This is a genomic window from Cellulomonas cellasea (assembly GCF_030372105.1).
Lineage (GTDB): Bacteria > Actinomycetota > Actinomycetes > Actinomycetales > Cellulomonadaceae > Cellulomonas_A > Cellulomonas_A cellasea_A.
Genome location: NZ_JAUDBQ010000024.1, coordinates 18,085 through 39,690 on the forward strand (window position 1 = coordinate 18,085; position 21,606 = coordinate 39,690).

A 21,606-nucleotide genomic window follows, 5' to 3' on the forward strand; every position below is an offset into this window, starting at 1 on the left:
GTCCGGAGGGGCTGCGGAATTGTGTTCTGACATCGAGTCAGGAAATGCCGCCGGGCAGCGCCCGACAATGCGTTCTGACTGCCCGTCATCTCCTTTCCTCGATGTCGCGCGGAGGCGCCCCGGCGCGGGCCTTTCGACATCAGCCCAGCCGAGGACGACACTGGACCCCATGCCCACGACAGTCCGCATCGGCACCCGTGCCAGCGCCCTGGCCCTCACCCAGACCGGACACGTCGCCACGGCGCTCAGCAGCGCGGGGACGCTCGACGCGGAGATCGTGCACGTGCGGACCGACGGGGACCGGCTCACCGGCTCCCTGTCCGCCCTGGGCGGCACCGGCGTCTTTGTCACAGCCCTGCGCGACGCGCTGCTCGCCGGCGACGTCGACGTCGCGGTCCACTCGCTCAAGGACCTGCCCACCGCCCCGATGCAGGGCATCTCGCTCGGCGCCGTGCCGCCACGCGAGGACCCCCGCGACGTGCTGTGCGCCCGGGAGGGCTGGACGATCGCGACGCTGCCGACCGGCGCCCGCGTGGGCACCGGCTCACCGCGCCGCAAGGCCCAGCTCCTCGCCGCCCGCCCCGACCTCGACGTGGTCGACATCCGCGGCAACGTCGACACCCGGCTCGGGCGCGTCGCCCCCGGCGACCTCGACGCCGTGATCCTGGCCCGCGCGGGCCTGGCCAGGCTCGGCAGGCTCGACGCCGTCACCGAGGTGATCGATCCCGCGGTGATGACGCCTGCGCCAGGGCAAGGCGCCCTCGGGGTGGAGGTCCGCAGCCCGGGCACCGTGGAGTCGCTGGGCGAGGACCTCGCCGCGGCGCTGGCCGCGCTCGACGACCCGCGCAGCCGGCTCGCGGTGTTCGCCGAGCGCACACTGCTCTTCTGCCTCGAGGCCGGGTGCGCGGCGCCCGTCGGCGCCCTCGCGTGGATCGACGAGACGACGCCCGACGACCCCCGGCTGACCCTCGACGCCGTGGTGATCAGCCTGGACGGCTCCGCCCAGCTCCGCCGCTCCGGCTCCGTGCGGCTGAACACGCCGCAGAAGGACCTCGGGCACCCGCTGCTGCCGACCACGCTCGGCCCCGTCGTGTACGGCAAGTCCCCGTATGACGACCTCGCGATCGCGCTCGGGCGGGCGATCGCCGACGACCTGCTCGCCTCCGGCGCCGCCGCGATCGCGGACATCGGCCCCCGCACGGCGGACCTGCGATGACGGCCGGATGCGCGATGACGACCCGGCGAGCGATGACGGCCACGCCCCGATGAGCGCAGCGCTGGACCAGGGCCCCCTCAGCGGGCTCCGCGTGCTGGTGCCCCGCACCACGACCGGCCTCGACCCGTTGGCGATCGCGCTCACCGCGGCCGGCGCGGAGCCCGTCGCGGTCGAGCTCATCACCACGGTCCCCCCGGAGGACCCCACCGAGATCGACGACCTGCTGCTCGCCCTGGACGCCGGGTACTACACCTGGCTGGCGGTGACGAGCGCGGCGACGCTGCCCGTGCTCACCAGCCGCGCCGAGGAGATCGACTCGACGCTCGCGGAGCTCGTCGCGGACACGCAGGTCGCCGCCGTCGGCCCCGCCACCGCGCGGGCGCTGCGGGCCGAGGGTGTGCACGTCGACCTGGTGCCCCGCGGCACGTCGTCGGCGGCCAGCATGCTCGAGCAGTGGCCGGCGCTGTCCGGCGAGGGCCGTGTGCTCGTGCCCCACGCCGACTTGGCCTCGCCGCGGCTGGTCGACGGGCTGCGGGCGCGGGGCTGGCAGGTGGACGACGTGGTCGCCTACCGCACGCTGCGTGGGGCGCCGCCTGAGCCCGAGGTCCTCGCCGCATGGTCGGGCGGGGGCATCGACGGGGTGCTGCTCACCTCCGGCAGCACGGCCCGGCACCTCGTCGAGCTGCTCGGCCCGCCGCCTCCCGGCGTGCTGGTCTGCTGCATCGGGCCCAGCACCGAGGCGGAGGCCCGCCGCCTGGGCCTGCCCGTCGCCGCCGTTGCCGAGGCCCAGACACCGGCCGCCCTCGTCGAGGCGCTCGCCTCGGCCCGCACCCGGCCGCCGCACCCCGATTCGCACCCGAGAAGAGCACCGAGGTGAACCCGTGACCGGATTCGAGCCGCACCTCATCTCCCCCGTGGGACGCGTGCGCCCCCGCCGCCTGCGCGCCACGCCCGCGATGCGCCGCCTGAACGCGCAGACCCGGGTGCACCCGGCCAGCCTGGTGCTGCCCCTGTTCGTCAAGGAGGGCCTGCGCGAGCCCGCCCCGATCCGCTCCATGCCGGGCGTGGTCCAGCACTCGCGCGACTCGCTGCGCCGCGCGGTGGCGCAGGCAGCCGAGGCGGGCATCGGCGGCGTGATGCTGTTCGGGGTGCCCGAGCACCGTGACGCCGTCGGCAGCCAGGCCACCGACCCGCATGGCGTGCTCAACGTGGCCATCACGGACGCCGCCCGCGAGGCCGGCGACGCGCTGGTGGTGCAGGCGGACCTGTGCCTCGACGAGTTCACCGACCACGGGCACTGCGGGGTGCTGACCCCCGACGGCCGGGTGGACAACGACGCGACGCTGGTGCGGTACGCCGCGATGGCCCTCGCGCAGGCGCAGGCCGGCGCCCATGTGGTGGGCCTCAGCGGGATGATGGACGGCCAGACGGCTGCGGTGCGCGACGTGCTCGACGACGACGGCCATGACGACGTGGCGGTGCTCGCCTACGCCGCGAAGTACGCCTCGGCGTTCTACGGGCCGTTCCGGGAGGCGGTGGACTCGCAGCTCGACGGGGACCGGCGCACCTACCAGATGGACCCGGCGAACCGCCGGGAGGCTGCGTTGGAGGTCGCGCTCGACATCGCCGAGGGCGCCGACATCGTCATGGTGAAGCCCGCGATGGCCTACCTTGACGTGCTCGCCGACGTCGCCGCGACGTCTACGGTGCCCGTGGCGGCGTACCAGGTGTCCGGTGAGTACGCGATGATCGAGGCCGCCGCGGCGAACGGCTGGATCGATCGTCGCCGAGCTGTGATGGAGTCAGTGCTCAGCATTCGGCGCGCAGGCGCCGATCAAGTCCTGACGTACTGGGCGGTCGAACTGGCCGGATGGCTGCAGGAGGAGAGCTGATGGGCGCAGGGAGCGGGACGTCCGCGTCGTACTACGAGCGGGCGCGGGCGGTGACCCCGGGCGGTGTGAACTCCCCGGTCCGGGCCTTCGGCTCCGTGGGCGGCACCCCCCGGTTCCTCACGTCGGCGCGCGGCGCGTACGTGACGGACGCGGACGGCAACGAGTACGTCGACCTGGTCGGCTCCTGGGGCCCGGCGCTGTTGGGGCACGCGCACCCGGTGGTCGTCGAGGCCGTGCAGCAGGCGGCGTCCCGCGGCCTGTCCTTCGGCGCCCCGACGCTCACCGAGGTCGAGCTCGCGGACGAGATCCGGGCGCGGGTGCCCGCGGCCGAGCGGGTCCGCCTCGTCTCCACCGGCACCGAGGCCACGATGACGGCCGTGCGGCTCGCACGTGGCGTGACGGGCCGCGAGCGGATCGTGAAGTTCGCCGGCTGCTACCACGGCCACGTCGACTCCCTGCTCGCCGAGTCCGGCTCCGGCGTCGCGACCCTGGGCCTGCCCGGCTCGGCCGGTGTGACGAGTGCTGTCGCCGCCGAGACCATCGTGCTGCCCTACAACGACCTCGAGGCCGTCGAGGCGGCGTTCGCCGAGCACGGCGACAGCATCGCGGCCATCATCACGGAGGCCGCGCCCGCGAACATGGGCGTCGTGCCGCCGCTGCCGGGCTTCAACGCGGCACTGCTGCGCATCGCGCACGCGCATGGCGCACTGCTCATCCAGGACGAGGTGCTCACCGGCTTCCGCGTGGGGCCCGCCGGCTGGTGGGGCCTGGAGGGCTCCGTCGAGGGCTGGGACCCGGACCTGCTGACGTTCGGCAAGGTCATCGGTGGCGGGCTGCCGGTGGCGGCCGTCGCGGGCCGGGCCGACGTGCTCGACGCGCTGGCGCCGCAGGGGCCCGTGTACCAGGCGGGCACGCTGTCCGGGAACCCGGTGGCCACCGCCGCGGGCCTGGCCACGCTGCGAGCCGCCGACACCGCGGTGTACGGCCGCATCGACACGGTCTCCGCCGCGCTGCGGGCGGCCGTCTCGGGGGCGCTGGCCGAGGCGCAGGTCCCGCATGCCGTGCAGTGGGCGGGCAGCCTGTTCAGCACGATGTTCGGCAGCCCGGCTGCCGCGCGGGGCGCCCGGGACTACGCGTCGGTGCTGGGCACGGACTCGTGGCGGTACGCGCCGTTCTTCCACTCGCTGCTGGAGCAGGGCGTGTACGCGCCGCCGTCGGCCTTCGAGGCGTGGTTCGTCTCGGCGGCCCATGACGACGAGGCGGTGTCGCGCGTGCTCGACGCGCTGCCCGCCGCCGCCCGCGCCGCCGCGTCCGCCCAGGACCCGAACGCGTAGCCGCCTGCCGAGGGCCCTGGCTGCTGAGCCGCGATCGGGCATGATGGCCCGGACGCGGAGGAACCGCGCGTACCGGACGCCAGGAGACGCTCAGTGCCGCTCATGCAGAAGGCCGTCACGCCCGCCATCTCCGCGGCGATCCTGGAGGACGGCCACGACCGGGTCTCGGGGTTCGTGCTCCGCGCCGAGGACGTGTCGTTCGCGACGAGCGTCGAGCTCCTGCACGAGGCGCACGGCCTGGGGCTCCCCGGGTCGCCGTTCCGCGCGGACGCGCCCTGGGTGGACGTGCTGCGGTTCCCGTCGTCCGGGCAGCTCCGCTTCGAGGAGGCCGTCGGCGGCCCGGACGAGGTGTCCCGTGTGCGCGCTGGCGGCCCACACGGCCAGGATGTCCCGCAGTTCTGGGTGATGCACACGCGCGTCCCCGCCGGGTCGGAGCTGGTCCGGGTGCGGGCCGATGGCACGTCCACTCCCCTGGCCCGGTTCGCCGACGTGGGGCATGGGTGGCAGCCGGTGGGCGGCGAGCCGGCATTGGCGCCCTCGCTGTCGCGCTTCGTCGGGCTGATGGCGCGGTGGCGGGGCGCGCACCTGGCGGCGGACACGCTGCCCGATGGCGGCGTGGTGCTCGCCTCGGAGTCCGAGCCGGAGCCTGGGCTCGAGGGGTTCACGCGGACGGCTGCCGGGCGGTGGCGGCGCGAGGTCCCGCGCGCTGAGGTCGAGGAGTTGTTCGAGCTGGTCGTGATGGCGGCGTGGGGTCCGCTGCCCGTGCGGGTGGTCGACCAGTGGACGGATGAGGACGGGGAGCAGGTGGCGCGCGTCTCGTGCGTCGGGCATGACGCCGATCTGGCGGAGTCGCTCGGGCTGGAGGAGGTCGACGCCGACGTCTACGAGGCGAACGTCCGGATGGGCGCGCTGCAGGACGTCACACCGGCCCGGCTCGTGCCAGACGACTGGGCGTCGGCCACTGCCTGAGGCACTGCTGTCGGCAGGGTTCCGGGACTGACGTCCCAGGTGGGGGAATACCCCCTGGGGGTACCCTGTTGGGGTGATCGAGCGGCCACGCCGCCATGCCCGACGCACCCCCACGGAGGACCCGTTGCACGGCTACATCCAGGATAAGGACGATTACCTCAAGCGGCTGCGCCGCGTCGAGGGCCAGGTCCGCGGCATCGCCCGCATGGTCGAGGACGAGACCTACTGCATCGACGTCCTCACCCAGATCGCCGCCGTGACCAAGGCCCTGCAGGCCGTGAGCATCGGCCTCGTCGAGGACCACCTCGGGCACTGCGTCGTCAACGCCGCACGGGAGTCCCCCGAGGCCGGCGCCGCGAAGGTCCGCGAGGCCAGCGAGGCCATCGCCCGCCTCGTGCGCAGCTGACCGCCCCCACCCACCATCCCGGCCCACGGCCACCCACCCGGAAGGAACACCCCCCTCATGAGCCAGACCCTCACTTCCACGTTCGGCGTCGACGGCCTGACCTGCGGCAACTGCGTCCAGCACGTCACGGACGAGATCACCGCGCTGCCCGGCGTCAAGAACGTCACCGTCGAGCTCGTCAAGGGCGGCACCTCGCAGGTCACCGTCGTCTCCGACGCGCCGCTGTCCGACGACGCGATCCGCGAGGCCGTGGACGAGGCCGGGTACGTGCTGGCCCCCAAGGGATCGCTGCTGTGAGCTCAGCACCAAGCGACACCCACCTCACCACCCCCCAGGCGCCCGTCGGCACGATCGACCTCGCCGTGAGCGGCATGACCTGCGCCTCCTGCGTGGGCCGAGTGGAGAAGCGGCTCAACCGGGTGCCCGGCGTCAACGCCACCGTCAACCTCGCGCTCGAGTCGGCGCACGTCGAGCTCACCGAGCAGGTCGACGAGGAGACGCTGCTCGACGCTGTGCGCAAGGCCGGGTATGACGCCCGCGTCACCGGTCGCCGGCCCGCTCAGGGCCAGGCCGCCCCCGTCGCGGACGAGGCCCCGTCGACCGACAGCACGCCCCCTGCCGGTGCGGAGTCGACGGAGCCCGCTCTGTCCGAGCAGGTGACCGTCCCGGGCCACGACCAGCAGCCCGTCGAGGACACGTCCGCCCCCACGCCCGACCGCGGCTCCGTGCTGCGCACCAGGCTGCAGGTCGCCGCCGTGCTCTCCCTGCCCGTGATGCTGCTGTCGATGATCCCGGCGCTGCAGTTCACCGGCTGGCAGTGGGTCGTCGCCGCGCTCGCGCTGCCCGTCGCCACCTGGGCCGCGTGGCCGTTCCACCGCGCCGCCGCCCGGGCCGCACGGCACGGCTCCTCGACGATGGACACGCTCGTGTCGATCGGCATCATCGCGGCCACCGGCTGGTCCCTGTGGGCCCTGCTGCTCGGCGGCGCCGGGAAGCTCGGCGTCACCATGTCGCCCACGCTGTGGCCCGCCGCCTCAGCCCATGGCGAGGGAATGGCCGTCCCCGAGCTGTACTTCGAGGTCGCCGCCGTCGTCACCACGTTCCTGTTGGCTGGGCGCTACGCGGAGCACCGCTCCCGCCGCCGGGCCGGGGACGCGCTGCGGGCCCTGCTGGACCTCGGCGCGAAGGACGTCGCGGTGCTGGTCACGGGCCCCGACGGCGCCCGCGTCGAGCAGCGCATGCCCATCGACCGGCTGAGCGTGGGCGACGAGTTCGTGGTGCGCCCCGGTGAGAAGGTCGCCACCGACGGGGTGGTCGTCACCGGCACGAGCGCCATCGACGCCTCGCTGCTGACCGGCGAGCCGGTGCCCGTGGACGTGGGCCCCGGCGACGAGGTGACCGGCGCGACGATGAACACCTCCGGCAGCCTCGTCGTGCGGGCCACCCGCGTCGGCGAGGAGACGCAGCTCGCGCAGATCGGCCGGCTCGTCGCCGCCGCGCAGACCGGCAAGGCCCCGGTGCAGCGGCTCGCCGACCGAATATCCGCGGTGTTCGTGCCGATCGTGCTGGTCCTGGCGGTCATCACGCTCGTGACCTGGCTCGCCACCGGTGGCAGCGCGCAGGCCGCGTTCACCGCCGCCGTGGCCGTGCTGATCATCGCGTGCCCCTGCGCCCTCGGCCTCGCGACGCCCACGGCGCTGCTGGTCGGCACCGGGCGCGGCGCCCAGTTGGGCATCCTCATCAAGGGCCCGCAGGTGCTCGAGCAGACCCGCGCCGTCGACACGGTGGTGCTGGACAAGACCGGCACCGTCACCGAGGGCCGCATGACCCTGGTGGACGTGCTGGTGCCCGAGGGGTCCGCCGACGACGCCGCCGACGAGGTGCTCCGTTTCGCGGGCGCCGTGGAGGCGCTCTCCGAGCACCCCATCGCCCGCGCCATCGCCGACTCGGCGGCCGAGCTCGCCGCAGCCCGCCGGTCACGCGTGCCGGCCGAGGTCGGCGAGGACGGTGTCGTCATCGGCTCCGACCAGGTGCACGACTTCCGCAACGAGGCCGGCCACGGCGTCGCGGGCGTCGTCCGCGTCGCGCATGACGGGGTGGGGCTCGCCCGCCGCGTCCTGGTGGGCCGCCCGCGCTGGCTCGCCCAGCAGGGCGTGGCCACCGACGGCCTCGACTCGCCGTTCCAGGCGGCTGAGGCCGACGGCGCCACCGCAGTGATGGCGGCGTGGGATGGCAAGGCGCGTGGAGTGCTCGTGCTCCGCGACCCCGTGAAGCCCACCTCGCAGCAGGCCGTCGCCGAGCTGCGCGCCATGGGCCTGCGGCCCGTGCTGCTCACCGGCGACAACCGCGGGGCCGCGCTCGTCGCCGCCCGTGCGGTCGGCATCCCCGAGGCGGACGTCATCGCCGAGGTGCTGCCCGAGCAGAAGGCGCAGACCGTCGAGCGCCTGCAGGCCCTGGGAGCCCGCGTCGCGATGGTCGGCGACGGCGTGAACGACGCCGCCGCCCTCGCCACCGCCGACCTGGGCCTGGCGATGGGCACCGGCACCGACGTCGCGATCGAGGCCGCCGACCTCACCCTGGTGCGCGGCGACCTGCGGTCCGTGCCCGAGGCGATCCGGCTGTCCCGCCGCACCCTGCGGATCATCAAGCAGAACCTGTTCTGGGCGTTCGCCTACAACGTCGCGGCCATCCCGCTCGCGGCGCTGGGACTGCTCAACCCGATGATCGCGGGCGCCGCGATGGCGTTCTCGTCGGTGCTCGTGGTGACCAACTCGCTGCGGCTGCGCTCGTTCCACTAGACGCCACCGCGAGACGCTGACCCCCGTCGCCCCACCCGGAGCGGCGGGGGTCAGTCATGCGCCCACCAGTCGCTACCTCCACGTAGGGCGTGTAGATCACCTGGTCGTCGCCACCTCGTCAATGCCGACGAGCGGGAGCCCCCTGGACGGCGAGAGGATGAGGAGCGCCGTCGGCGTCAGGTCGGCGGCCCGTCGGTGGGGGTCGATGAGATGGACTTCAGGCTCGAGCTCGTGTTCGTCCCGGTCAGCGACGTGGACCGCGCCAAGGCGTTCTACGCCGACAAGGTCGGCTTCGTCGTCGACCACGACCACCAGGTCTCCGATGACCTGCGCTTCGTGCAGCTCACACCACCCGGGTCGGCGTGCTCGATCTCGATCGGCGTCGGCCTCTCAGACGCCGCGCCGGGGTCGGTCAGGGGCCTGCAGGTGGTCGTCGACGACGCCGACGCCGCACGCGAGTTCCTGCTCGCCCACGACGTCGACGCCCCGCCCGTGCAGGACCTCCCCTGGGGGCGGTTCACCGGGTTCAGCGACCCGGACGGCAACCAGTGGGCCGTCCAACAGCTGCCGCCCCGGTGAGCCTGGGCCGCCTCGCGCGAACCCCTCAGTGGAACCGGCGCCCCTCGTCGCGCCGGTAGGCGATGACGGCCAGCGCCGCGAAGATCGCCGCCCAGCCGGCCAGCACCAGCACGGCGAAGCTGTAGGCGGGCACGCCGCTGGTCACCTCGACCACCAGGTCGCGGGCGGCGCGCGTGGGCAGCGCGCGGGAGGCGACTTCGAGCCAGTCCGGGAAGATCTGCGGCGGCATGAACAGGCCGCCCGCGAACGCGAGCGGGAACAGGACGGCCTGCACCACGGCGATGGCGGACTTGGCGCTGAGCGAGTAGCCGATGGCCAGCCCGAGCAGCAGGAACACGAAGGCGAGGACGGGCACCATCGCGAGCCCGCCCACGAGTTGGCCGAGGCTCAGCGAGGCCGCGGTGAAGATCGCGGCGATGAGCACCAGCGGCACCAGGGCGAGGAAGCACCAGACGATGCCGTTGAGCACCCGCCCGGCCATGCGCGGCCCCACCCCGGCGGGAAGGGTCCGCAGGTAGGGGTCGAACGGCAGCGCCCGATCCTCGGCGACGCCAGCGCCGAAGCTGAACATGCACGCGGAGATGACGGCGAACGTGCCGAGCTGCGCGACGGCGGCGGTGGCCGCGACGGGGTCTTGGGCCACGGCCTGCTGCGGCACCACGAAGAAGAACATGGCCAGCGCCGGGAACATGAGGTTGCCGAGCACGGCGATGGGCACCCGGACGGTCTCGAGGAACTGGTAGCGGCCGTGCAGCAGGGCCAGGCTCACCCAGGAGCGCAAGGCGCCGGGCGGCGCGATCTGGGCGGGTTGGGCGTGGACGGTCATCGCGGGGTCTCCTCGCTGGATCGGCGCGCGGAGCCGCGGCGCTCTGCGGTGCGGCGGTCGGGGGTCCGCTCGGCGGTGGTGCTGCGTCGCTCGGCGGAGCGGCGCTCGGCGGCGGAGCGCTCGGCGAACAGGGGCTTGCCGTCGTCGACGACGGGCTCCGCGGCGGCGGTCTCGGCGCCGGTGAGGGCCAGGAACGCCTCCTCGAGGGAGGCCCCGCGGACCTCGAGCCCGCTGAATGGCAGGTCGGCGCGCACGAGCTCGCGCACCACGTGGTCCGCGTCGGCGGCGAGCAGGGTCCAGCGGTCCGCGTCGCGTCGGACCCCGACCACGCCGGGCAGCGCCGCGAGCGCGGCGGCCTCGGTGTGCGGCGCGGACAGCACGACGCGGCGCACGGCGACCAGGTCGAGCACCGCGGCGAGGGAGTCGTCGGCGAGCACGCGGCCCGCGCCGATCACGACGACCCGCTGCGCGAGCGCCTCGATCTCCTCGAGGTAGTGGCTGGTGAGCACGACTGTCGCGCCGTCGGCGTGGTAGTCGAGCAGCGCCTGCCACAGGATGTGCCGGGCTTCGACGTCGAGCCCGGTGGTGGGCTCGTCGAGCAGCACCACGCGGGGGCGGCCGACCAGCGCCAGGGCCACCGCCAGCCGGCGCTTCTGCCCGCCGGACAGGCCGCCGGTCTGCCGTGCGGCGAGGTCTTCGAGCCCGAACCGCTCGAGCACCTCCCCGCGCGGCATGGGGTCCGGGTAGTGCCCGCCCACGAAGTCGACGACCTCGCGCACTTTGAGCGAGGCGGGCAGCCCGGTCTCCTGCGGGGTGGTGCCCAGGCCGATCCGCGCGAGCGGGTCGCGGGGGTCGAGGCCGCAGAGGCGCACGGTCCCGGCGTCGGGGCGCCGCAGTCCGCTGACCAGGCTGAGCAGGGTGGTCTTCCCGGCGCCGTTGGGCCCGAGGAGGCCCACGAGCTCCCCGGCGCCCACGTCGAGCGTCACGTCGTCGAGCGCGACGACGTCGCCGAACCGGCGCGTCACCCCGTCGACCTGGATCACGGCGGCGCTGCTCATGTGGTCCCTCCCAGCAGCTCCGCCAGGGAGCGCCTATAGCGTTCGAAGGCCAGTCGGCCTGTGGTGGTCAGCGCGAGGTAGGTCACCGGGGTGCGGCCCTTGTGGGTCTTGGTGACGGCCACGTACTCAGCGTCCTCGAGTTTGCGCACGTGCGTCGAGAGGTTGCCGGGGGTCATCTCGAGGAGTTCCTGCAATCGGGTGAAGGCGATGCGGTCGCCCGGGGCGAGCGCGGCCAGGGTGGCGACCACGCGGAGCCGGGCTTGGGCGTGGATGACGGGGTCGAGCTCGACGTCGCTCATGCCGGCACTGCCGTCCCGCCCGCCTGCGCCTTGCTCGCCCGCAGCCGCAGGTGCTCGATGCCCGCGCCGACGAGGAACCCCCCGCCGCCGGCGACTGCCATCACCAGGTACGTCAGCGGCATGCCGACGGTGCTGGCCGCTCCGGCGACGACGAGGACCCACACGCCGAGCCAGAACAGCCAGGGCTGGTGGTCGAACGCCCCGGCGGCCATGTACATGAGGCCGACGATGAGGCAGGCCATCCCGTTGGCGGCGATCCCGACGAGCTCGTGGGACGCGCCGGCCTTGACCAGTCCCCCGATCACGGCCGCCTGGACCACGAAGCCCAGGCACCAGGCCCAGCCGGACATGGCGCCCGCGGTGGTGCTCGGGCCGCGCACTCCGGCGCTGCGGCGTAGCGCGTGGACGATGGTGAACACGACGGCCCCGGAGATGCACACCCCGAACAGCACGAACGCGCCGATCGGCGGCCGGTAGACGTCGAGGCCCTGGGTCGCGAGCCACAGCCCGCCGTATCCGATCAGCCAGGCGACTCCCCAGGCGAGGAAGAGCAGCCTGCCGTCGACGGTGGCCCCGGCGCGGACCCGCTCCTGTTGTGACGCGATGATCGCGAGGCCCGCGGCGGGCTCCGGCGGCGCGTCGTCGAGGTCGTGCCCTGGGTGCTGCATGGGTGGCTCCCGTCATGTGGCCCGACGCGGTCGCGTCGTGAGCCTCCGATCAACTTTGTAACGCAAAGTACTCTGCGCCGCCCCGGCGCACAAGCCCCCACAAGCCCGTCTACGCTCAGAAGCGTGACCAGCCCCGGGACAGCGCCAGCCCCCGGCGTGCCAGCAGTCCGACGCCGCCTCACCGCCGAGGTGTGGATCGTGCTGGGCCTCTCACTCGGCCAGTCGGCGGTCTACTCGCTGGTCAGCATCGCGGCCCGGCTCACCGCCGCCACCCCGCTCGCCAGCCAGTCGACCACCCTCAACCCCAGCCGCTCCGCCCGGCCCTACCTCGACCTCGTCTACCAGCTCCTCAACATCGGGTTCGCCCTGATGCCCGTCGTGCTGGCGCTGTTCCTGCTGTCCGCCAACGGCCGCAGCGCGGTGCGCCGCATCGGCCTGGACCTGGGCCGCCCATGGCGCGACCTCGCCACCGGCTTCGGGCTCGCCGCCCTGATCGGCCTCCCCGGCCTGGGCCTGTACATCCTCGGGCGGGCGATCGGCATCACTGTGGAGGTGCAGGCCTCCGCACTCGGCGCGGCCTGGTGGACGGTGCCCGTGCTCATCCTGTCTGCGCTGCAGAACGCGCTGCTGGAGGAGGTCGTCGCCGTCGGCTACCTCTCCGAGCGGCTGCGGGACCTGCGGTGGCGGCCCGTCGCGATCGTCGTCGCGAGCGCCCTGCTGCGGGGCACGTACCACCTGTACCAGGGCATCGGCCCGTTCGTCGGCAACGTGGTGATGGGCCTCGTGTTCGCCGAGTGGTACCGCCGCCGACGGCGGGTCATGCCGCTGGTCATCGCCCACACCCTGCTCGACGTGGTGGCGTTCGTCGGGTACGCGCTGCTGCCCCCAGAGGTCCGCGAGGCGCTCGGCATCCGCTGACCGGCTGCCCGGAGCCGGGTGATACGTGGCGGATCCTCGCGGTTCGCTGTCGGCGGATGCCCGCCCAGAAACGGCGATGTCCCGGCCTCCGGGGCGCGCGATCCCTAGACTCGCCCGTATGTCTGACACGCCGAGCGGTGCCCTCGGCGTCAGCCATACCCCGGGCGACGACGGGAACCGCCCTCCCCCGGACGCGCATCCCGCCGATCAGACCGAGGTCGTCGACGGCGTCGAGATCACCGACACCCCCACCGTGCGGGTGCACCACCCCGGCGACCTCGTGGGCGTGGTGGCCTCCGCGCTAGGCGTGGTGCTGCTGATGGTGCTGGCGACCTACGCGCAGAACACCACCACAGGCGTGGCCGAGGACGTGCAGGGCTTCGCGTCCGTGCTACGCAAGATCCTCATCCTGCCCGTCGCGGTGCTCGAGGGGATCGTCACGCTCGTGGTCCCCGTCGCGGTGCTCACCGAGCTCGCGGTGCGCAAGCTCGGTCGGCAGCTCCTCGAGTCGCTCGGCGCGGGCATGGTCGCGCTGCTGCTGTGCTCCGGCCTCGAGTGGGCGCTCAACTCCTTCGGCACGCAAGCCCTGGTCGACGGGCTGTCCGTGCGCGTCGGCGGCGAGTGGACGCTGACCGTGCCCGGGTACGTCGCCCTGCTCGCCGGGTTGCTGACCGCCGCCGGGACCCGCAGCCGCCGCCGGACGGTCGGCTGGGCGTGGAACCTGCTGTGGGTCGCCATCGGCATCGTCGTCATCACCGGCCAGGTGTCGCTGCCGGGCGTGATGATCTCCCTGCTCGTCGGCCGGGTAGCCGGGATGGGCGTCCGCTACCTCTCGGGAGTGCAGTCCGAGCGGGCCTACGGCGCGAGCCTGGTGAGCGGGATCCGCCGCGTCGGCTTCAACCCCGCCAAGATCATCCGCGTCCCCGAGACCGAGCCCGGGGCCCCCGCCCGACGCACTGCCGCCGACGCCTACACCCGCAACGCCGAGCACCGCCTGTACGAGCTGACCACCCAGGACGGCCGCCGCCTGGACGTGCTCGCCTTCGATGGCGACCGGCAGGTGGTCGGCAGCATCTCGCGCCTGTGGCGGTCGCTGCGGCTGCGCGGCATCGACGGCAGGTCCGTGGTGTCCATGCGCCAAGCCGCCGAGCGCTCCGCGCTGCTGTCCTACGCCGCGCGGTCGGCAGGCGTGCGCACACCCCAGCTCCTGCGCATCGCCGAGGTGCAGGACTCGATGCTGCTGGTCCAGGAGCACCTCCCCGACGCGGTCCCGATCGCGGACCTCGACGCGGACGAGATCACCGACGAGATGCTCGAGGCCATCTGGTCCCAGCTCAGCGCCGCGCACGCCGCGGGCCTCGCGCACCGGGCGCTGACCAGCGACACGATTCTGATGGGCAGCCTGATCGGCCAGCCGATGGTGTGGCTGGTGGGCTGGGAGACGGGGGACGTCGCATCCTCCGACCTGGCCCGCCGCATGGACGTCGCGCAGGTCATCGCGCTGCTCGCGCTGCGGGTGGGAGCCCCCCGCGCGGTGCGGTCCGCCGTGGCGGTGCTCCCCGACGCGACGATCGCCTCCATCGGCCCCCTCCTGCAGACCCCCACGCTGCCGCGCCAGACCCGTGAGGAGATGCGCCAGCACAAGGACGTCATGACCGAGCTCCGCTCGGCGCTCGTCAAGCGGCTGCCCGAGGCAGATGTGGAGCCGACGCAACTCGTGCGGTTCGGCGCGCGCACGCTCCTGACGATCCTGGTGACGGCCGTCGCCGCGGTGGTCGTGGTGACCACCGTGAACGTCGAGCAGATCAGCGGGGCGCTGCGAGACAGCGACTGGCGCTGGAGCCTCGTGGCGTTCGGCCTCGGGCTGTTCACCCACTTCGCCGCCGCCCTGGTGTTCGTGGCGTTCTCGCCGGTGCGGCTCTCCCTGTGGCGCGCCACGCTCACGCAGACGGCCGCCGCGTTCGTGGCCGTCGCGGCTCCGGCGGGGATCGGGCCGGCAGCGCTGAACCTGCGCATGCTCACCAAGCGCGGCGTCTCGACGACCCTGGCGGCGGCGACGGTCGCACTCGTCCAGGTCTCCCAGTTCGCGGTGACGATCGTGCTGCTGCTGGTGCTGTCGGTGCTGTCCGGCACGAACCAGGCCGAGCGGTTCACCGTCCCGCCCACGATGCTCATCGTCGGCGGGATCGTCGTGGCCATCGTGGTGGCGCTGCTGCTGGTGCCGAAGATCCGGCAGTGGGTGATGCGCAAGGTCATGCCGACGCTGCAGCAGACCTGGCCGCGCCTCATCGAGGTCGTCGGTCAGCCGGGGCGCCTGGCGCTCGCCTTCGCCGGCAACGTGAGCATGACCCTCGGGTACGTGTTCGCCTTCCAGGCGTGCCTGGCCGCGTTCGGGCAGGAGCTCAGCCTGATCCAGATCGCGTTGGTGTACCTCGCCGGGAACACCGCGGGCGCCATCGTCCCGATCCCGGGTGGGATCGGGACGATCGAGGCCAGCATGATCGCGCTCCTCATCGGCGCCGGGATCGGGGCCGGTGTCGCAGCCTCGGTGGTGCTGCTGTTCCGCGCGCTCACCTACTGGCTGCGAATCCCCGTCGGCTGGGTGGCGATGCGCTACATGCAGAAGCTGGGCGAGCTCTGACCCCCTCGGTCAGCTGAGCGCCTTGGCTTTGAGGCGGGTGAACTCCGCATCGTCGATGACGCCCGCGTCATAGAGCTCCTTGGCGTGCTGGACCTCCTCCGCGGGTGACCGGCCGGCCACATTCTTGATGTACTGGTCGGTCTCCTGCTTCGCCCGCTGCGCGGCCTCCGCCTGCCGATGGGCCATGCCCGTCCCGCGGAAGATGATGTACACCAGCGCGGTCAGGAACGGGAAGATCACCAGCCCGATGATCCACAGCGCCTTCCACCAGCCGTTGAGCTCACGATCCCTGAAGAGGTCCGCCAGGATCTGGAACAGGATCATGATGTACACGACGAACAAGAAGACCCAGATCGCGATCCACAGGAAGTCCCACACGCTGTCCCACTCCATGACGCCCCCCGACGCTCCTGCTGAGCCAGTCGCGGGGAGGCGTCACGAGGTCGCCCCCCGGGACCTGGTCTGACATCTCGATGCTAGGCGCGCGTACCGCGCACGTCCCCTCGAAGGGTGTCATCCCGGCCCGATCAGGGCGCTAACGGGCGCCCGGCGAGGTGGGGCGCCAGGCGGCTGTCCGCGACGGAGCGGTCAGGCGAAGTTGGCGTAGTTGCGCTGCGAGGGCGCGAACTCGAGGTGGGCCGATCGCACGGAGGCGATGCGCGCCCAGGCCTGCAGTCGCCCGGCGGCGGCGCCGGACTGCTGGTCGAGGCTGGTGAGGTCGGTCTCGGTCGGCTCGTAGTTGCCGAGGGGTCCGCGCTGGTCCATGGAATCTGTCCTGTCGTTCGGTAGCCCGGCTGACCTCTGGGGTCCCGTGGCTTTGCGTCCCCTCCTTGCGGAGGGTTTGCCTGTTCGCTGACAGATGCGACATTAGACGAGGATGAGATGCGGATGGAAGCCTTTGCGGGTATTGGGTGGTGAACAGACGTCCAAATCACCCAGTCGGACCAAACAGGACAGACGGGACCGCATCGCCTCCGGATGAGCACAAGGTGGCGCGCATACGCCCTCCGGGACATACTGTTGTGACGCAGATCACATCTGCGAAGGCGGTCTCCGAGCCGCCGGCATCTCAATGAGACGGGGAGCTCCCGCAGAGGGAGCCCCGCCGCGCTGGACGTGGAGCGGGCGGCACGCAGGGGGGGTCGTCCGGCCAAGCGGCGTGGCCGCGTACGCGGGGGGCAAACGCGGCGGCGCCACAGCGCGGGGCTTCTGACCGAGCCCCCCATGGCCGGTCAGAAGCCAAGCCCCATGTCCCAGGCGCAAGGCCGCGCCGGGTCGAACGGGGTCGAGCCCGACGCTGGTCAGGCCGTCGCAGAGCGCAGGAACGCCTCGAGCAGCGGGCCCGACGTCGTCGTCCCGAAGTCGCCCTCCTCGACGAAGACCGCCACCGCCAAGTCGCCCTGCACCGCGATCATCCACGTGTGGTTGCGCAGCGCGTCCTGGGCGCCGAACTGCGCCGTGCCGCTCTTCGCGAGCACCGGCTCGCCGGGGACGTCGAGCAGGAAGTCCCCGCCGCCGTCCGTCACGAAGGACCGCATCATGCTCCGCAGCGCCTCAGCCTCGGCGGCGGTCAGCGGAGTCGCCGAGGGCGCCTGCGCGGGCTCGGCCGAGGCCACGAGCTGCGGGACGACCCGCTCGCCGCGCGCCACCGACGCCGCGACCACAGCCATCGCCAACGGGGACGCCTGCACCTTGCCCTGCCCGATCATCGAGGCCGCGTGGTCGGTGCCCTCCGCGCTGTCCGGCACGGCGCCGAGGTAGGCGGGGAAGCCGACGGCGACCTCCTGGCCCAGCCCCAGGCTCGCCGCGGCGTCCGCGAGCGCCTGCTGGGACGCCGACTCCCGCGCGCCGATGAAGGCGGTGTTGCAGGAGTTGGCCAACGCGGACCGCAGCGGGATCTCGCCGAGGGCGCTCGCCGGGTAGCCGGGGTAGTTGGCGAAGGCCCGGCCATCGACGGTGGTGGTCGCCGGGCAGCTCAGCGGGCTGTCCGGGGTCATCCCGGAGCGGAGCAGCGCGAGCGACGTCACCACCTTGAACGTCGACCCCGGCGCGTACGTCCCGACCGTCGCGGTGGAGAGCCCCTCGCCGCCGGGGCCGCTCGCCGCGGCGAGGACCTCGCCCGTCGAGGGCCGCAGCGCGACGATGGCGCTGGCGGGCTCCACCGGGGCGAGCAGCTCCTCGGCGGACTGCTGGAGGCTGGGGTCGAGGGTGAGCGCCAGCGGCTCGCCTGCCCGCGGGTCCAGGTGGAACAGCACGCGGTTCGCGGGGCCCGCAGAGGCCGTGATGGTGAGCCCGGGGTTGCCGCGGAGCTGCTCGTCGTACTGCTTCTGCAGCCCGCTCAACCCGGCGAGGTCGCCCGCGACGATGGCGCCCTCCGAGGCCTCGACGATCTCGGCGGTGGCGGGGCCGACGGCACCGAGCAGCGGCCGGGCGAAGGTGCGCGTGGGCGCCAGCGGCAGCGTGTCCGGCACCGCGTTGACCCCGTGCACGGCGCCCAGCGCAGCCACGTCGTACGCCGGGTCGCCCTGCCGCACGACGATCGCCTCGACGAAGGCCTTCTCCCCCGCCGCCGCGACCCGCGCCGCATAGGCGTCCGCGTCGATCTCGAGCGCGGCGGCCAGCTCCCGGGCCACCTCGTCCTGGCCCACCGGGTCGGTCACCCGCGTCTTGTCGACGCCGAGCCGCACCACAGGCCGGTCCTCGACGATCACCGCGCCCCCGGCGCCCAGCACGTCGCCGCGCTCGGCCCGGTCGCGTGAGACGGTCAGGACCTCCTCGGCGGTGAGGTCGGGGACGAGCATCGACGGCGACCAGGCGGGCTGCCACTCGCCCTCCACCCGCGTGAGCCTCGCCGTGGTGGTGTACGTCCAGTCGACGTCGCCGGAGTCGACGTCCCAGGTGTGGGCCAGCGTCGCGACGGCCTTGTCCTTGTCGTCCTCGTCGATGGCCACGGACTGCATCGTGACCGCCGGGGTCCAGCGCGCGAGCTCGGCGAACGCCTTCTCACGGACGTCCGCGGCGGTGGCGGCGTCGGCGTCGCTCAGGCCCGAGGCGTCGAAGTCGCCGGTGGAGAGCGCCTTCGCGAGCGCGTCAGCCGCGTCCTCCGGGCCCGGCTGGGCCGACGTGCATCCCGCCAACGCCCCCGCCACGAGGGCGAGGCCCAGCAAGGACCGCAGGCCCGCCCGATCGCCGATGCTCCGCGTGCTGCCCATCTCGGTCTCCCCCGCCATCGTGCCGTCGTCCGCGCCGGCTGCCTCGCCGCGAGAGGGCTCCCGCGCGCCGCGCCCCCGCCATCCTGCCCGACGCGCCCACGCTGATCGGCCTGATCAGCCCGGCGCGTCAGTCGTGGTGGCCGCGCTCATGCTGGGCGTGCCGCTCCGGCTCGAGCTGGAACGTGGAGTGCTCGATGGAGATCGGGAAGTGCTCCGCGACGCAGGACTGCAGCGCGTCGAGCATCTGCGGCGCATGCCCGTCGTGGAAGCACGAGTCGTCCACCACCACATGCGCGGTGAGCACCGGGAGGCCCGTGGCGATCTGGGTGACGTGCAGGTCATGCACCTCGATCACCCGGGGGACGCCCAGCAGATGCGAGCGCACGGACTCCAGGTCCAGGCCCCGCGGCGTCGACTCCAGCAGCACGTCGACCGTCTCGCGCAGGAGCTTCCAGGTGCGGGGCAGGATGAGGGCGCCGATGAGCAGGGCCACCACCGCGTCGGCGCGCGTCCACCCGGTGAGCGCGATGACGATGGCCGCGATGATCACCGCCACCGAGCCCAGGGCGTCGTTCAGCACCTCGAGGAACGCCGCGCGCATGTTGAAGCTCGACGAGCGCCCGCCCGCCAGCACCCCCAGCGCGACCAAGTTCCCCACGAGGCCGATGACGCCGAACACGAGCATCTCGGTGGAGGCCACCTCCGCGGGGGAGAACAACCTCCGCACGGCCTCCACCAGCACGTACACGCCCACGATCAGCAGCACCGCGGCCTGGGCCGTCGCGGCCAGCACCTCGGCGCGGCGCAGGCCCCACGTGCGGCGGTCCGTGGCGGGGCGGGTCACCAACGAGGCGGCGACCAGCGCCATCAGCAGCCCGCCGGCGTCGGTGAGCATGTGCGCGGAGTCGACGAGCAGCGACAGGGAGCCGCTGAGCAGCGCCCCCACGACCTGCGCGACGAGCACCGCTGTGGTGATGCCGAACGCCACGGCCAATCGACCACGATGCTGCCCAGCGGGTGAGCCGCCGATGTGGTGGTGGTCGTGCCCCATGACACCTCCGGTCCGCATGCCTCGACCGCCACGACTGCGGACGGCCACCCCGACCGTACCCGCGTTCGCCTGGTGTGCTGCCACCCGCGTGCTGAGGCCACCAAAGCAGTGCTCGGGCGGCGAATCCCCGGCGGGAACCGTTGCGCTAGGCCAGAGTGGGGCGATGGCGGACGAGGAAGAAGTCGCAGGTCAGCACGCACAGGCGCGCCACGGGTGGCGCGCGCGGGAGATCGGGGCGCTGCTGGGCGACGCGTTGGCTGACGATCCCGGCTTCTCCCATGTGCTGCCCGACGCGACCGCCCGCCACACGACCCTGCGGGCCGTCTACACCTTCACCGCGCGTGACGCCCACCGGTCCGGGCGGGTGCTCACCACCCAGGACGGGTCAGGGCTGGCGGGTGTCGCCCTGTGGCGCCCTCCCGGATCGGCGCCTGTGAGCGTCCGGCGATGGCTCCGCTCGACCCCGGACGCGGCCCGTGTGCTGTGGCACGCCCGCCGCCGGACCCCCGCCCTGCTGCGCCTCGCCGCGCAGATCGGCGAGGCCGTGCCGGTGGACGCCTGGTACCTACAGGCCCTCGGCGTGCGCGCCGACGCCCAACGACGAGGGCACGGGCGCCGACTGGTGCAGCCCCTGCTCGACGAGGCCGACGCCCACGGGACCCCGTGCTGCCTGGAGACGTTCCACCTTTCGAACGTGCCGTACTACGAGGCGCTGGGCTTCGTGGCGCCCGCCGGCCCGATGCCGCTGTTCCCCGGCGGCCCCGCCGTCGTCCGCATGAGCCGGCCGCCCCGGCCGTAGCCGCGCGGTGTCACACGAGCCGGAAGGCGAGCTCGGTGCGGAACACGACGTCCGGCGCGTCGGATGGGCCGTCCGTCAAGTCGTACTCGACGCGCCCGCCCCACACCGATCCCCGGTCGGTCGACCATCGGTCCAGCTCGTACCCCTTCGAGCCGACCCACCACTCCAGCATGTCGCGGACCTCGGCGAGCTCCGAGACGTCGCCCTCATGCACCACCCACGCGTAGGTGCCCGCCGGCAGCCGGTCCAGGCGCACCCCCTCATCGACGCCCGCGCCCGCGGCCTGCCGTCGCTCGATCGCCTCGATGAGCTGCGGCATCGTGGACCGCGGCACGGGGTACCCGACGTCCACCTGCAGTCGCGTCCCGGTGCCCACCACGAGGTAGCGCAGCAGCGGGCCGCCGCCCGGCAGGAACTCATGCAGGTCGAACCACAGCCGGACGGACTCCAGCATGCGTGCCGACTCCTCCGCCAAAGAATCGGCCGTCACGCTCGCGCGCAGCGCGGCATAGGGCTGCTCGTTCCGCCGAGCGCACTCCGGTTCCGCCATGCCGACCACCCCTCCCACGGCCGGGCCCCGTCATTCAGTCTCCGACTCGGCCTGCCGCAGCACAAGCGCCCCGCGCGACCCCGCTGCCGGGCCGTCAGGCCGCGGCGCAGGTGACCGTGGCGCCCGTCACCGATCCCGTGCCCTGGAAGCCGAGGTCAGTGGAGGCGCCCGCCGCGAGCCGGCCGTTCCACGCCGCCGGATCGATGACCACCGTGCCCGTGGAGCCCGTCGCGCGGCCGCTCCACAGGTTGGTGATGGCGCCGTTCGGCAGAGTGAGCGTGAGCCGCCACGCGTTGACCCCGCCGCTGCCGGCCGTGACCCGGATGCCGGTGACGAAGCCGCCGGGCCACGTGGAGCCGGGGGTCAGGACGGCGGAGCAGGCGCCTGCGG

Annotated in this window: 22 protein-coding genes and 1 riboswitch; of the genes, 12 read left to right on the forward strand and 10 right to left on the reverse strand. The window is 73.5% G+C overall.

Annotated features, from left to right (window positions below; translation table 11 throughout):
• Positions 1–169 precede the first annotated feature (169 nt).
• From hemC to QUV83_RS17045, 9 genes are all read left to right on the forward strand, one after another.
• Positions 170–1,216, forward strand: a complete 1,047-nt coding sequence (gene hemC / locus QUV83_RS17005; protein WP_289566114.1) for a hydroxymethylbilane synthase — start codon at positions 170–172, stop codon at positions 1,214–1,216.
• Positions 1,217–1,265: 49 nt separating this feature from the next.
• Positions 1,266–2,093 carry a uroporphyrinogen-III synthase gene (locus QUV83_RS17010; RefSeq protein WP_289566115.1) on the forward strand — a complete coding sequence of 276 codons (828 nt, stop codon included), beginning with the start codon at positions 1,266–1,268 and terminating at the stop codon, positions 2,091–2,093.
• Between the two features lie 79 nt (positions 2,094–2,172).
• Entirely contained in the window at positions 2,173–3,108 is a 936-nt protein-coding gene (hemB, locus tag QUV83_RS17015; protein ID WP_436231940.1) for a porphobilinogen synthase, read from the forward strand.
• Complete coding sequence (hemL, locus tag QUV83_RS17020) at positions 3,108–4,442, forward strand: glutamate-1-semialdehyde 2,1-aminomutase (protein WP_289566117.1); 1,335 nt, start codon at positions 3,108–3,110, stop codon at positions 4,440–4,442. Before hemB ends, hemL begins: the two co-directional genes overlap by 1 nt.
• A gap of 102 nt (positions 4,443–4,544) precedes the next feature.
• Complete coding sequence (locus QUV83_RS17025) at positions 4,545–5,411, forward strand: hypothetical protein (protein ID WP_436231941.1); 867 nt, start codon at positions 4,545–4,547, stop codon at positions 5,409–5,411.
• 73 nt (positions 5,412–5,484) lie between these two features.
• The gene (locus QUV83_RS17030; protein ID WP_436231939.1) at positions 5,485–5,817 is read left to right on the forward strand and encodes a metal-sensitive transcriptional regulator; all 333 of its coding nucleotides are present in this window, start codon (positions 5,485–5,487) and stop codon (positions 5,815–5,817) included.
• A 57-nt stretch (positions 5,818–5,874) separates the two neighbouring features.
• Positions 5,875–6,114 (forward strand): heavy-metal-associated domain-containing protein, encoded by a 240-nt coding sequence (locus QUV83_RS17035; RefSeq protein ID WP_289566119.1) that lies wholly within the window; start codon positions 5,875–5,877, stop codon positions 6,112–6,114.
• Positions 6,115–6,188: 74 nt separating this feature from the next.
• Positions 6,189–8,615: a heavy metal translocating P-type ATPase gene (locus tag QUV83_RS17040; RefSeq protein ID WP_436231942.1), complete on the forward strand. Its 2,427-nt coding sequence runs from the start codon at positions 6,189–6,191 to the stop codon at positions 8,613–8,615.
• Between the two features lie 210 nt (positions 8,616–8,825).
• Positions 8,826–9,194 (forward strand): glyoxalase superfamily protein, encoded by a 369-nt coding sequence (locus tag QUV83_RS17045; protein WP_289566121.1) that lies wholly within the window; start codon positions 8,826–8,828, stop codon positions 9,192–9,194.
• 25 nt (positions 9,195–9,219) lie between these two features.
• Here the strand turns inward: QUV83_RS17045 and QUV83_RS17050 are convergent, their stop codons facing one another.
• From QUV83_RS17050 to QUV83_RS17065, 4 genes are read right to left on the reverse strand one after another with little or no spacing between them, the layout of a single operon-like run.
• Entirely contained in the window at positions 9,220–10,020 is an 801-nt protein-coding gene (locus QUV83_RS17050) for an ABC transporter permease (protein WP_289566122.1), read from the reverse strand.
• Positions 10,017–11,078 (reverse strand): ABC transporter ATP-binding protein, encoded by a 1,062-nt coding sequence (locus tag QUV83_RS17055; protein ID WP_289566123.1) that lies wholly within the window; start codon positions 11,076–11,078, stop codon positions 10,017–10,019. Before QUV83_RS17055 ends, QUV83_RS17050 begins: the two co-directional genes overlap by 4 nt.
• Positions 11,075–11,377, reverse strand: coding sequence for a transcriptional regulator (locus tag QUV83_RS17060; RefSeq protein WP_289566124.1), 303 nt, complete (start codon positions 11,375–11,377; stop codon positions 11,075–11,077). Before QUV83_RS17060 ends, QUV83_RS17055 begins: the two co-directional genes overlap by 4 nt.
• Complete coding sequence (locus QUV83_RS17065; RefSeq protein WP_289566125.1) at positions 11,374–12,045, reverse strand: hypothetical protein; 672 nt, start codon at positions 12,043–12,045, stop codon at positions 11,374–11,376. Before QUV83_RS17065 ends, QUV83_RS17060 begins: the two co-directional genes overlap by 4 nt.
• Positions 12,046–12,168: 123 nt before the next feature.
• Between QUV83_RS17065 and QUV83_RS17070 the strand changes: the two genes are divergently transcribed.
• Complete coding sequence (locus tag QUV83_RS17070; RefSeq protein ID WP_289566126.1) at positions 12,169–12,963, forward strand: CPBP family intramembrane glutamic endopeptidase; 795 nt, start codon at positions 12,169–12,171, stop codon at positions 12,961–12,963.
• Between the two features lie 118 nt (positions 12,964–13,081).
• Positions 13,082–15,604 carry a flippase-like domain-containing protein gene (locus tag QUV83_RS17075; protein WP_289566127.1) on the forward strand — a complete coding sequence of 841 codons (2,523 nt, stop codon included), beginning with the start codon at positions 13,082–13,084 and terminating at the stop codon, positions 15,602–15,604.
• 9 nt (positions 15,605–15,613) lie between these two features.
• Here the strand turns inward: QUV83_RS17075 and QUV83_RS17080 are convergent, their stop codons facing one another.
• The 4 genes from QUV83_RS17080 to QUV83_RS17095 form a co-directional block, all read right to left on the reverse strand.
• A complete protein-coding gene (locus tag QUV83_RS17080) occupies positions 15,614–15,997 on the reverse strand; it encodes an SHOCT domain-containing protein (RefSeq protein WP_289566128.1) in 384 nt (127 codons plus the stop codon).
• Positions 15,998–16,192: 195 nt separating this feature from the next.
• The gene (locus QUV83_RS17085; protein WP_289566129.1) at positions 16,193–16,369 is read right to left on the reverse strand and encodes a hypothetical protein; all 177 of its coding nucleotides are present in this window, start codon (positions 16,367–16,369) and stop codon (positions 16,193–16,195) included.
• Positions 16,370–16,385: 16 nt separating this feature from the next.
• Positions 16,386–16,460: riboswitch (cyclic di-GMP riboswitch) on the reverse strand.
• A gap of 445 nt (positions 16,461–16,905) precedes the next feature.
• Complete coding sequence (locus QUV83_RS17090; protein WP_289566130.1) at positions 16,906–18,816, reverse strand: penicillin-binding transpeptidase domain-containing protein; 1,911 nt, start codon at positions 18,814–18,816, stop codon at positions 16,906–16,908.
• Between the two features lie 127 nt (positions 18,817–18,943).
• The gene (locus QUV83_RS17095; protein ID WP_289566131.1) at positions 18,944–19,867 is read right to left on the reverse strand and encodes a cation diffusion facilitator family transporter; all 924 of its coding nucleotides are present in this window, start codon (positions 19,865–19,867) and stop codon (positions 18,944–18,946) included.
• A gap of 163 nt (positions 19,868–20,030) precedes the next feature.
• On the opposite strand from QUV83_RS17095, the gene QUV83_RS17100 reads away from it, so the two are divergent.
• Positions 20,031–20,666: a GNAT family N-acetyltransferase gene (locus QUV83_RS17100; RefSeq protein WP_289566132.1), complete on the forward strand. Its 636-nt coding sequence runs from the start codon at positions 20,031–20,033 to the stop codon at positions 20,664–20,666.
• 10 nt (positions 20,667–20,676) lie between these two features.
• Here the strand turns inward: QUV83_RS17100 and QUV83_RS17105 are convergent, their stop codons facing one another.
• Together QUV83_RS17105 and QUV83_RS17110 are read right to left on the reverse strand one after the other, a co-directional pair.
• Complete coding sequence (locus QUV83_RS17105) at positions 20,677–21,216, reverse strand: GyrI-like domain-containing protein (protein ID WP_289566133.1); 540 nt, start codon at positions 21,214–21,216, stop codon at positions 20,677–20,679.
• Between the two features lie 94 nt (positions 21,217–21,310).
• On the reverse strand, positions 21,311–21,606 hold a 296-nt coding region (locus tag QUV83_RS17110; protein ID WP_289566134.1), incomplete at its 5' end, for a cellulose binding domain-containing protein.